General features: G+C 43.8%; 10 protein-coding genes. 8 read left to right on the plus strand and 2 right to left on the minus strand.

From position 1 onward, the window contains the following. Positions 1–157: 157 nt before the first annotated feature. The 7 genes from uxaC to EGI32_RS13445 all read left to right on the plus strand — a co-directional run bounded on the left by uxaC (position 158) and on the right by EGI32_RS13445 (position 8289). Positions 158–1558, plus strand: coding sequence for a glucuronate isomerase (gene uxaC / locus EGI32_RS13415; RefSeq protein ID WP_255155872.1), 1401 nt, complete (start codon positions 158–160; stop codon positions 1556–1558). 91 nt (positions 1559–1649) lie between these two features. Continuing rightward, positions 1650–2417, plus strand: a complete 768-nt coding sequence (locus EGI32_RS13420; RefSeq protein ID WP_255155873.1) for an SDR family NAD(P)-dependent oxidoreductase — start codon at positions 1650–1652, stop codon at positions 2415–2417. 107 nt (positions 2418–2524) lie between these two features. Beyond that, on the plus strand, positions 2525–3565 hold the full coding sequence (locus EGI32_RS13425; protein ID WP_255155874.1) for a sugar kinase: 1041 nt from the start codon (positions 2525–2527) through the stop codon (positions 3563–3565). Further along, on the plus strand, positions 3549–4211 hold the full coding sequence (locus EGI32_RS13430; protein WP_255155875.1) for a bifunctional 4-hydroxy-2-oxoglutarate aldolase/2-dehydro-3-deoxy-phosphogluconate aldolase: 663 nt from the start codon (positions 3549–3551) through the stop codon (positions 4209–4211). Before EGI32_RS13425 ends, EGI32_RS13430 begins: the two co-directional genes overlap by 17 nt. An 11-nt stretch (positions 4212–4222) precedes the next feature. Then, entirely contained in the window at positions 4223–5665 is a 1443-nt protein-coding gene (locus tag EGI32_RS13435; RefSeq protein WP_255155876.1) for an MFS transporter, read from the plus strand. A gap of 162 nt (positions 5666–5827) precedes the next feature. Further along, positions 5828–7675, plus strand: a complete 1848-nt coding sequence (locus EGI32_RS13440) for an ABC transporter ATP-binding protein (protein ID WP_255155877.1) — start codon at positions 5828–5830, stop codon at positions 7673–7675. Between the two features lie 146 nt (positions 7676–7821). Next, positions 7822–8289 (plus strand): DUF3276 family protein, encoded by a 468-nt coding sequence (locus EGI32_RS13445; protein WP_255155878.1) that lies wholly within the window; start codon positions 7822–7824, stop codon positions 8287–8289. A gap of 196 nt (positions 8290–8485) precedes the next feature. Here EGI32_RS13445 and pgi read toward each other — a convergent pair whose 3' ends face one another. Both pgi and EGI32_RS13455 read right to left on the minus strand, forming a co-directional pair. Further along, positions 8486–10084, minus strand: coding sequence for a glucose-6-phosphate isomerase (pgi, locus tag EGI32_RS13450; protein WP_255155879.1), 1599 nt, complete (start codon positions 10082–10084; stop codon positions 8486–8488). Between the two features lie 264 nt (positions 10085–10348). Next, the gene (locus tag EGI32_RS13455) at positions 10349–11368 is read right to left on the minus strand and encodes a GntG family PLP-dependent aldolase (RefSeq protein WP_255155880.1); all 1020 of its coding nucleotides are present in this window, start codon (positions 11366–11368) and stop codon (positions 10349–10351) included. A gap of 478 nt (positions 11369–11846) precedes the next feature. Between EGI32_RS13455 and EGI32_RS13460 the strand changes: the two genes are divergently transcribed. Beyond that, positions 11847–12704: an RNA polymerase sigma factor RpoD/SigA gene (locus EGI32_RS13460; RefSeq protein WP_255155881.1), complete on the plus strand. Its 858-nt coding sequence runs from the start codon at positions 11847–11849 to the stop codon at positions 12702–12704. Positions 12705–12774 lie beyond the last annotated feature (70 nt).

Here is a 12774-nt window from a genome sequence, read left to right on the forward strand (position 1 = left end):
AAATGATTTCATTTTTGTTTCGTTGCGTAGGAACGTAGTGTGGGTAGAAAAATGATTTCATTTTTGTTTCGTTCCGTAGGAACGATTTATGGGTTATGAAGCAAAATAAATAAATTCGCAAGGTTCGTAGAACACATTGCGATAAAAATAAAAGATCATGAAGGAATTTTTAGATGAAAATTTTTTGCTGAACAACAAGACAGCACAGACATTATACCACGACTATGCCAGGCAGATGCCGATCATAGATTACCATTGCCATTTGTCTCCGGAAGATATCGCGAAGGATAAAAAATATGAGAATCTTACACAGGTATGGTTGTATGGCGATCATTATAAATGGCGTGCCATGCGCACAAATGGGGTGGATGAAAGTTTTATCACCGGAAATAAACCCGATGTGGAAAAGTTTTTTAAGTGGGCGGGAACGGTGCCGTTCACTTTGCGCAACCCCTTATATCACTGGACGCACCTCGAACTACAACGTTATTTTAATGTGCACGAAGTGCTCAACGAGAGCTCTGCACAAAAAATATATGACATCTGTTCAGCCAGATTACAGGAGCCCGGTTACACCGTAAGAGGGCTTTTGAATAAGATGAATGTGAAGGTTGTTTGCACCACAGATGATCCGTTGGATAACCTCGAACATCATGTTCAGTTAAAGAACGACGGCTTCGAGATCCCCATCCTGCCTGCATTTCGGCCGGATGCTGCAATGAACGTGGATGACGCGGCCAGGTTTAATAAGTATGTTGATCAGCTAGAAAAAGTTTCCGGGATTTCCATAACAAGTCATGCAGATTTTTTAAACGCACTGAAAAAACGTCACGATTTTTTTGCGGAAAATGGTTGCAAAGTTTCGGATCATGGCCTCGAAGAAATTTATGCTGAAGATTTTACCGATGAAGAGATCCGCAATATTTTCGATAAGATCCGCAGTGGAAAAGATTTGTATATTGCGGAGAACCGCAAATTCAGATCGGCAATGCTGATCGCATTCGCGGAATGGGATGCAGAAAAATCCTGGGTGCAACAATATCATCTTGGTGCTATCCGTAATAACAACAGCAGGATGCTTGGAAAATTGGGCGCTGACACCGGCTGGGATTCTATCGGGGATTTTTCACAGGCCAGGGCATTGTCAAAATTTTTGAATCGGCTGGATACGGAAGATAAACTGGCAAAGACGATCCTCTATAATCTTAATCCGGCCGACAATGAAATGATGGCGACCATGATCGGCAATTTCAACGACGGATCAGTGGAAGGAAAGATACAATGGGGTTCGGCATGGTGGTTCCTTGATCAGAAAGATGGAATGACAAAACAGATCAACGCTTTGTCGAATATGGGACTGCTCAGCAAGTTCGTTGGCATGCTCACCGATTCCAGGAGTTTCATGTCTTTTCCGAGGCACGAATATTTCAGAAGGATATTATGTAATCTTTTCGGCGAAGAAATTGAGAACGGAGAATTGCCCAACGATGTGGAATGGACAGGCAAGATCATACAGGATATATGTTTCAATAATGCGAAGCAATACTTTAATTGGTAATTAAGAATTAAGAATTGCCAACTTCGAAAGGTCGTTAAAGAATAAAATAAGTAATTCGTGTAATTCGCCTGATTCGTGTAATAAAAAAAATATGAGCTTACAGCAATTTGACCTTACAGGAAAAACCGCATTGGTAACCGGCGCCAGCAAAGGCATCGGAAAGTCAATGGCCATAGGACTTGCAGAAGCGGGGGCAGATATCATCGGTGTATCGCATTCGCTGGCGGCATCGGGGAGCGAAGTGGAAAAAGAAGTCTTGGCAACAGGAAGAAAATTTAAAGCATACCAGGCAGATCTTACAAGCAGGGAGTCATTGTATGTATTCATCCAAAAAGTATTTGATGAAAATCCGGCGATCGATATTCTTGTTAACAATGCCGGAACCATCCTGCGTGCGCCTGCGGCTGAACATAGTGATGAATATTGGGATAAAGTGCTTAATATAAATCTCGATGCACAATTCATCCTTGCACGCGAAACCGGCAAGCATATGTTGAAACGGGGTAGTGGCAAGATCATTTTCACCTGCTCGTTATTAAGTTTCCAGGGTGGTGTAAATGTTCCGGGATACGCCGCCAGCAAAGGCGCTATCGCAAGCCTGGTAAAAGCATTGGCCAACGAATGGGCTTCCAGGGGCATCAATGTAAATGGCATAGCCCCTGGTTATATTTCTACCGACAACACCGAAGCTTTGCGCAATGACCCCGATCGCAGCAAATCTATCCTCGACAGGATACCGGCCGGGCGCTGGGGCAATCCCGACGATTTCAAAGGCCCCGTTGTATTCCTCGCTTCCGAAGCATCCTCATATGTACAGGGAACAATATTGACGGTTGATGGAGGATGGATGGGGAGATAGAATTAAGAATTAAGAATGTGTGGTGGGTTTGAAATATCCTGGTTATTAATTGACTTCATAACTAAGGAATTAAAAAAAAGTAAAAATAACCTTCAAAGATTTCACTATTGACTATTGACAATTCACTTATTTGTTGCTTCGGCGAGATACTCATCCGCTTCTCCCCTCAATTGCAGGGGAAGTTCATCGAGGATGCAAAAATGCCGGTATACATCGGCGGTGCAGAGTTGAATGTCGCCAATGCGCTAGCCGCATGGAAAACTCCCGCAAAATATGTTACGGCTATGCCGGACAATTATCTTTCGAAAGAAATACTGGAATCTGTTCATAAAAACAAGATCGATACATCTTCTGTTGTACTCACCGGAGACCGCATTGGCAGCTATTATTTACCGCAGGGTGCCGATCTTAAACATAGCGGTGTGATCTACGATCGTGCCAGGTCTTCATTCGCGGGATTGAAACCCGGACAGTTGAATTGGGATGATATTCTCAAAGGCGCTACATGGTTTCACTTCAGTGCTATAAGCCCGGCATTAAATGAAGATGCTGCGGCCATTTGCCTGGAAGGCGTGAAAGCCGCTTCCGCAAAAAATATCACGATCTCAGTCGACCTTAATTATCGTGCAAAACTCTGGCAGTACGGAAAGCAGCCAATTGAAGTGATGCCGGCATTGGCTGAATATTGTAACGTGATCATGGGCAATGTATGGGCAGCGCAGATGCTGCTGGGCATTGAGCATGAAAAAGATTTCGATCCTGTATCGGGTAATAAGGAAGCCTATCTTCGACAAGCAGATATTACTTCGAAAAAGATCAGTGAGACATTCCCTGCATGCCACACCATCGCCAATACATTTCGCTTTGATGAAGGCGAGGGAATAAAATATTTTGCTGCGCTGAATACAAAAGAAGGACAGTTTTCTTCCACTGTATATCGCACACAGCATATCGTAGACAGGGTAGGGAGCGGCGATTGTTTCATGGGAGGATTGATCTACGGCCTGGTGAATGAAAATCCTCCGCAGGATATCATAGAATTCGCTGCAGCGGCGGCTTTCGGTAAGCTTCAGCAGTTAGGGGATGCCACAACAAACACAGTGGAAGATGTACAAAAAATAATTTCAGACAATGAGCAAAAAGGATAATATACTCGGATTATTGAACCAGCAAGGCCTCATGCCTTTGTATTTTCATGAAGACGAAACAACCTGTATCGAACTAATGGGAGCCTTATACAGTGCTGGTGTACGCCTGCTGGAGTTTACCAATCGCGGGCCTGCTGCGTTGGATAATTTTGCAGCAATGAAAAAAGTTGCGGTAGAAAAATATCCGGATATGTACCTCGGCGCAGGAACGATCAAAGACAGTAAAGATGCGGAAGCATTCATAAAAGCAGGCGCTGATTTTTTGATCAGCCCGGCTTTGGCAAAAGATGTTTTTAAAGTGGCTGAAAAAGAGCATGTGCTCTGGATGCCAGGCTGCATGACACCTACAGAAATATTGAAAGCGGAAAAACTGGGCGTACCATTGGTGAAATTATTTCCGGGGAATGTACTGGGCCCCGGTTATATGGCTGCCATCCGTGAACTGTTCCCAAAGATGCGTTTCATGCCAACAGGTGGTGTTGAAACCACCCGCGAAAACATCCAGGCATGGTTTGATGCCGGCGTAAGCGCCGTAGGAATGGGAAGTAAATTATTGACAAAAGATGTGATTGCCAATAAGCAATACGATGAACTGATCACGCATACCAAAGAAGTGCTTGCTATTATTAACGATTGTAAAAAATAATTTCTTGCCATATGGACCAACCTAAAATGACCAGGTTCAGGTGGACAATAACAACTATGTTGTTTTTTGCCACTACCATCAATTATCTTGATCGCCAGGTATTGTCCCTGACGTGGCAGGACTCGATCGTGCCGGAGTTTCATTGGACCAACAATGACTACGGAACTATCACCGCAACTTTCTCGCTGGTATACGCTTTCGCGATGTTGTTTGCCGGTAAGATCATCGATTGGATGGATACTAAAAAAGGATTTTTCTGGTTCATATTTATCTGGTCATTGGGTGCATGCCTGCATGCGTATTGCGGCATAGCTACCGCCGGAGTTTTAAAAGGCGAATGGTTTGTTGGATTTGCGAAAGCAAAGGAGATCATCGGTACCGTGGGAGATACCGCACGCATCGCATCTATAAGCGTTACCTTATTCATCATTGCACGTATCGTGCTGGCGGTGGGTGAAGCTGGGAATTTTCCCGCTTCCATCAAAGCTACCGCCGAGTATTTTCCTAAAAAGGACAGGGCATTTTCTACGAGTATCTTCAATGCCGGAGCCACTGTTGGTGCGCTTTTGGCACCTGTTACCATTCCATTCATCGCAAAAGCATACGGGTGGGAAATGGCATTTATCATCATCGGTTCGCTGGGTTTCATCTGGATGGGCTTCTGGGTTTTTATTTACCAAAAACCACATGTTCATCCGAAAGTGAATGAACATGAACTGAAATATATCCAGCAGGATGATGCTGATAATATTTCAACGGCAGACGGGGTATTTGTTTCCGCTTCCTCAAAAGTCAGCTTTTCAAAAGCTTTATCTTACAGGCAGACATGGGCTTTCGCTATCGGCAAATTCATGACGGATGGTGTATGGTGGTTCTTTCTTTTCTGGACACCGGCCTACCTCAAATCTGTTTACAACCTTGATTCCACTCAAAGTGCCCCGCAAATATTCGTGTTATACAGTATCACATTGTTATCGATCATCGGTGGATGGCTGCCTACATTTTTCGTAGAAAAGAAAGGTATGAATCCTTACAATGGCCGCATGAAAGCGATGCTCATATTCGCGTTCATTCCGTTACTTACTTTACTGGCGCAACCGCTGGGTTATATTTCCGTGTGGATCCCTGTTATCATCATCGGTATCGCAGGGGCGGCCCATCAATCCTGGTCGGCCAATATTTTTACCACCGTTGGAGATATGTTTCCCAAAAAAGCTATTGCTACTGTTACCGGCATCGGTGGAATGGCGGGCGGTATCGGCTCTTTCTTTATCAATAAAGGCTCGGGTGTGCTGTTTGACCACGCAAAAAATACCAACATGAAACTCCTTGGCTTCGAAGGCATCGAATCAGGATATTTCATCATATTCGCCATCTGCGCTGTAGCATACCTGATCGGCTGGTTCATTATGAAAACGCTGGTGCCGAAGTATCAACCGATCACCGATCTGTGATCGTGAAATGGTGAAAAGTGAATGGTGAAATCGTCGAACATTTTAATAGAAAATGCAGGTTGTAAGACCTGCATTTTTAGTTTGTGTAATATGATGTAGCCAAAAAATATCCACTTCAATGATTTCACCTTTCACCTTTCACCTTTCACTATCTTTGCCTGAATGAAGCAACTTTCCACCCTCAATAAATATTTCTGGAAATACCGGTGGTACTTTTTACTTGGTATCATATTCGTTGTCCTTACCAATTATTTCCGCATTCTTGCTCCACAGATAACGGGGTATGTGGTGAATACAGTGGTAAATACCATCAGCCGAAACGCCCCCCAACATACTGGCAGCAATAATTACGACTGGCTGGTACAAATGACCATACAGTATTTCAATGCGTTGGATTTCAAGACCAGGATACTTTTCACCGGCATCATTTTACTGGTACTGGCAGTCATCAGCGGATTCTTCATGTTCCTCATGCGGCAGACGATCATCGTGATGAGCCGTCATATTGAGTTTGACCAGAAGAACGAAGTTTTTACCCATTACCAGAAACTGGATACAGCTTTCTATAAAATGCACAGTACCGGCGACCTCATGAACCGTATCTCAGAAGATGTCAGCCGCGTGCGCATGTACACCGGCCCGGCGCTCATGTATTTTATCAACCTTGCGGCAACGATCGGCTTTAGTGTTTATTTCATGTTGCGTTCCGATGTAAAACTTACCATCGTAGCGCTTTGTCCGCTACCGATACTTGCATTCACCATCTATTTCGTCAATACCATCATCAACCGCAAGAGCGAACGCATTCAGGCATTGCTCAGCGACCTCACCACCAATGCCCAGGAATCTTATTCGGGTATACGCGTCATCAAATCGTTTGTACAGGAAAAAAACATGTTCAGTTTTTTCAAAAACAACAGCGAATCCTACCGCAGCAACGCACTCAGCCTGGCAAAAACAGAAGCGATCTATTTTCCCAGCATGGCCCTATTGATCGGCCTCAGCACTTTGATGACGATACTGGTGGGCGCACTCGATGTGGTGAACCACCCGGGCAATCCGGCCTATTCTGTAGGCAAGATCGCGGAATTTGTGTTGTATATCCAAATGCTCACCTTTCCTGTAAGCGCCATCGGCTGGACGGCCAGCATGACGCAACGGGCAGTAGCTTCGCAACGCAGGATCAATGAATTCCTGCACCTGCAGCCGGAGATAAAAAATGCGCCAGGCGCCGTCGATCAGGTGTTGCAGGGCAATATCAGTTTTGAAAAAGTGAATTTCACCTATCCGCACACAGGCATTCATGCCATTAAAGATTTTTCACTCGAAGTGAAGAAGGGCGAAAAGATAGCGATCGTTGGACGGACAGGTTCAGGCAAATCAACCATTGCACAGCTACTGCTCCGCATGTATGATATTAATGACGGCAAGCTTGCTTATGACGGAATAGGTATCCGCGAATTCAAGACGGAAAGCCTGCGTTCGCAGATGAGTTATGTGCCGCAGGATGTTTTTCTTTTCAGCGACAGTATAAAAAATAATATTCGTTTTGGTAATGCCGCTGCTACAGAGACTGAAGTATTTGATGCCGCAAAACAAGCGAATATCTACAACGAGATCGAAGGGTTTGATGAAAAATTTGAAACCCTGGTAGGTGAGCGGGGCGTTACATTGAGCGGTGGCCAGAAGCAAAGGATATCCATTGCAAGGGCGCTGATCAAAAAACCCGAGATCGTGATCTTCGACGATTGCCTGAGTGCGGTGGATGCACGGACTGAAAAAACGATCCTCGGCAACTTATACGAATACCTCCAGGATCGAACGGCCATCATCATTACCCATAGGATATTTTCATTGTTCAATTTCGATAAGATAATCGTGATGGACGATGGCAGGATAGTAGAACAAGGCACTCATGCCGCATTGATGGCTAAAAATGGTATTTATACAGAGATGTACAACAAGCAGCAGGCGGGCGAAAGTAGCGAGACCTCCCGGGTTTTCTTCTAACCCCGGAGTGTTTGTTCTAAAGAAACACCCGGAGGTTTTAAAAACCTCCGGGGTTTTATACCATAAATTTTGTCATATCAAAAAGAATTTTATCTTTGAAGCCATTAATTCAGGTACAATTTTTTAAATAAAAACAATTATCAAAAGTGGCGTACGAAAACAACGACAAAAAAATGGAAAGCGTTTACAGCAAACGCATAAAAGCAGGGAAACGCAGAACTTACTTTTTTGATGTAAGAGAAACCCGTGGAAACGATTTTTATTTAACGATCACTGAAAGCCGTAAACGTTTTGATTCTGAAGGGTACGACAGGCATAAGATCTTTTTGTACAAAGAAGATTTCAACAAGTTTGTAAAAGGATTGAATGAGGCAGTAGATTACGTAAAAACTGACCTGATGCCGGATTTTGATTTCGATGCATTCAACCACGATAATCCATATGATGAAGAAGGGCAGCCTTACAATCCTGAAGCCGCCTCATCTTACATCGCACCAGTAGCTTCTGCCGAAGTAGCGGCTCCGGTAGTAGAAGAAGTTGCTCCGGTAAAAGAAGAAGAAGTTCCGGCGCCTCCACAGGATAATGGCAGCACGGAAGAAGTAGACAAATGGTAATTTAGTCAATAGGGAGTAGTCAATTGTCAAACCTTTGCGGGTTATTGCATAGTTCGATTCTAATTCAACAGAAGTTTTAATAGTAAAAAAATGCCGCTTCATATGAAGCGGCATTTTTAGTTACAATATCTGATTTTATGATCTTACCATTAAGAATGCAGTAACGAAGTCTTCACTATTGACTATTGACTATTGACTATTCACCATTCACTTTCTTAAAAGCGTTGATTAACCCGTTCGTAGAAGAATCATGAGAAGAGATCTCAGTGCTTCCATCCAGTTCCGGTAATACTTTTTTCGCCAGTACTTTTCCAAGTTCCACGCCAAACTGATCGAAGCTGTAGATGTTCCAGATCACCCCCTGAACAAATATTTTATGCTCGTAAAGTGCAGTCAGCTGACCGAGTGTATAGGGCGTTATTTCTTTCAGTAAAAACGAATTGGTTGGCCTGTTCCCTTCAAACACCCTGTATACATCAGCATTGGAAGCCCCGTTCATCAAGGCTTCTGTTTGTGCAAAGAAATTGCTCAGTAAAATAGGATGGTGCCCGCCGATAGGATTGTGGCTGATGGCCGGCGCAATGAAATCTGCCGGTATCACCTGGTTGCCCTGATGAATGAGTTGATAGAATGCATGCTGGCCATTTGTTCCGGGTTCGCCCCAGATCACCGGCCCGGTGGCATACGTTACGCGTTCACCATTACGGTCTACATATTTACCATTACTTTCCATATTTCCCTGCTGGAAATATGCGGCAAAACGGTGCAGGTATTGATCGTAAGGAAGAATGGCTTCTGTGCGTGTGCCATAAAAATTGCCATACCAGATGCCCAGCACGGCCATGATCACCGGGATATTTTTATTGAATTCCGTATTCAGAAAATGCTGGTCGGTGGCATGCGCCCCTTTGAGTAACTGTTCGAAATGATCATACCCGATCGTAAGCGCAATCGACAAACCGATAGCGCTCCAAAGGCTGTAACGGCCGCCCACCCAGTCCCAGAACACGAACATGTTTTCCGGAGCGATGCCGAATTTCACCACGTCTTTTTCATTGGTGCTGAGCGCCGCAAAATGTTTGGCGATATGCGCTTCATCTTTTGCAGCCGCCAGGAACCACTCACGGGCGGTATTCGCATTGGTCATGGTTTCCTGTGTGGTAAACGTTTTGCTCGCTACCAGGAACAAGGTTTCTTCAGGAGTTATCTTTTTGAATGTTTCGGCAATATGCGTGCCGTCGATATTACTTACAAAATAAGGCTGGATGCCTTCTACCCAATATGGTTTCAGGGCTTCGGTCACCATCACCGGGCCAAGATCGCTGCCGCCGATGCCGATATTGACAATGTATTTTATTTTTTTACCGGTGTAACCTTTCCATTCCCCGCTGTGGATCTTTGCACAAAAATCTTTCATTTGTTTTTGCACCGCCTGCACATCCGGCATGATATCCTTACCATCCAATACTACCGGTTTACCCGAAAAATTGCGTAAAGCCGTATGCAGCACTGCTCTTCCCTCAGTTTCATTGATCTTTTCCCCGGCAAACATCGCATCGATCGCATCCTTCAGGTTGCAGTCATTCGCCAGTTGCAACAGGAGTTCCAGCGTATTTTCGTTGAAAATGTTTTTCGAATAATCAAATATGATATCTTCAAAACGAAGGTGGTGTTTTTTAAAACGATCAGCATCTGCTGCAAACAATTCCTTCATCTGCACAGGCTGCATCTCTTCAAAATGCTGTGACAACGATTGCCATGATGGAGTAGTGGTGGGGTTAATTTTTGGAAACATAAAGACAATTAAGAATTAAAAATTACGAATTACGAATGGGTTACATTCAAAATCCGGTTTGCTAAGTTACTAATCAATTGAGAATTAAAAATTAAGAATTAAGAATGCAGATCATTTAAGATCAGCACTGGAAAATAAAAAAGGTTGCAGAAGTGCAACCTGTACTATGTTCGTGGAGTAGTAAAATCTTCCAAGGTTTCACTATTGACTCATTCACCCATTGACGCATCATACATCATAGATCATAGATCATCCATCATAGATTTACTCCATCGTGTGAATGAGCTGGATCAGCCGGTTTACCATTTCATTTACAACGTCGAGGTGAAATACCATTCGTACCTGTGTGGCCGATATGGGCAGACAAAGCACCTCATATTTTTTCATGTACTCGCAAAAAGAAGCAGCAGTATAATGCCCGATGAGTTCGAATATGATGATATTAGTTTCCACAGGAAGCATTTTGCCTACAAAATCTTTCGTCAGCAAAGCTTCCGCTACCTGTTTGGCATGGATGTGATCTACCTGCAGCCGCTCGATATTATTCTGCAACGCGAATAACCCGGCAGCGGCAAGGTAACCGGCCTGTCGCATTCCGCCGCCAAAAACCTTTCTTACACGCCTCGCCTGGCGGATGAATTCAAAATCGCCCAATAAAAGGCTTCCAATCGGAGCGCCTAAACCTTTACTTAAGCAAATTGATATACTATCAAATAATTCACCATATTGCAAGGTTGTTTCTCCGGTTTGGGATAAAGCATTAAATAATCTTGCTCCATCAAGGTGTAACTTCAGGTCATGCTTAAGACAAATTGTTTTAATATCCTGAATATCAATTATTTTATAAATGCTACCTCCACCTCTGTTTGCAGTATTTTCCAGCACTACCAGCCTGCTTACAGCTTTGTGGATATCGTCCGGGTTTATCGATTCTTCCACCTGCGGGGCAGTGATCCGGCCGCGGTCACCCTGGATCGCTTTTACCTGGCTGCCGCTATTGGAAGCAATGCCCCCGCCTTCATATATATATACATGGCTGCTGGCCTCGCAGATCACTTCATCACCGGGACGGGTATGACATTTTATCCCGATCTGATTGGTCATGGTACCGCTCGGGCAAAATAAAGCGGCTTCCATGCCGAACATATTCCGGGCATAGTCTTCCAGTTCGTTTATCGTAGGGTCTTCCCCGAAAACATCATCCCCGACTTTCGCCTGCATCATCGCAAGCAGCATGGCTTCGGAAGGTTTTGTAAATGTGTCTGATCGTAAGTCTGTTATCACAATTAAGAATTAAAAATTAAGAATTAAAAATGTTGGAGGTCTCAAATATCAGTATTTTTTTAACTCAAAGCCCAAACTACACGGAGTGCTAAAATTTTCTTTCCTAATGTAACTACTATCCCGGCCACCCTTTAAACCCCTAAACCCTCTCAACTTTCTCAACCCTAATCCCTAATCCGGCTTTATTGTCGCTGCACCTCAGGCAATGTTAAGATTTACGACACTTTTCGTCTGTTTCATTGTTACAACACTAAATGGATTGATTTTTGCTGTATAAGAAAGTGTTGTTATAAGGAATTTTCGGGACAATGTTATACACCACTTATCCCTTTTTTTCGATAACATTATGAAATACAACTTTTACGTATTACCTTTGCGAACGATTTTTGTTGGTTTTTTGGTCAATTTCCCCTAATTGCAACATTTTCCCAATAATTATTGTCTATAGAGTGTACATTTCTGAATTTAATACTATACAATGAGGCAACTTAAGATCGCTACCCAGATTACCAACAGAGATTCACAGGCTGTTGAGAAATATCTGCAGGAGATTTCAAAAATTTCAATGATCACCCCCGAAGAGGAAACCATCCTGGCGCAAAAGATAAAGATGGGTGATCAACGTGCACTGGACAAACTGGTGCAGGCTAACCTTCGTTTCGTGGTTTCCGTTGCAAAACAATATCAACACCAGGGTCTTTCATTAAGTGACCTGATCAATGAAGGGAATCTCGGTCTGATCAAAGCCGCTCAGCGTTTTGATGAAACCAAAGGTTTCAAATTCATCTCTTATGCCGTTTGGTGGATCCGTCAGTCTATCCTCCAGGCTTTGGCCGAACAGGGCAGGTTGGTACGTTTGCCACAAAACAAGATCGGTACTTACAATAAAGCGAACAAAGCTTACATGGCCTTTGAACAGGAACATGAAAGGGAACCATCTACCGAAGAACTGGCAGAACTCCTCGAAATGAGCGAAACCGAGATCAACAACATTTTCCAGAGCAATACCCGTCATACTTCCCTCGATGCACCGGTGCATGAAGCAGAAGATGTGGCGATGGGCGACCTGCTGAAAGGTGGTGATGAAACCGATGAAGACGTAATGCACGATTCATTGAAAAATGAAATTCGCCGCGTACTGAAATCACTTTCTCCACGTGAAGCAGAGATCGTAAATGCTTACTTCGGACTGGATGGCGAAAATGGAGTTACCATCGAACAGATTGGGCAGAAATATGATCTTACGAAAGAACGTATCCGCCAGATCAAGGAAAGGGCCATCAAACGCCTGCAGAAAGCAAGGTACAGTGGTGCGCTGAAAGCGTATCTAGGCTAATTCGATCTGGATAAAAATTATATAAAACGAAAAGCTCTTCCAATTGGAAGAGCTTTTCGTTTTTGTCAAT

Source organism: Ferruginibacter sp. HRS2-29, assembly GCF_024343615.1.
Classification (GTDB): Bacteria; Bacteroidota; Bacteroidia; order Chitinophagales; family Chitinophagaceae; genus Ferruginibacter.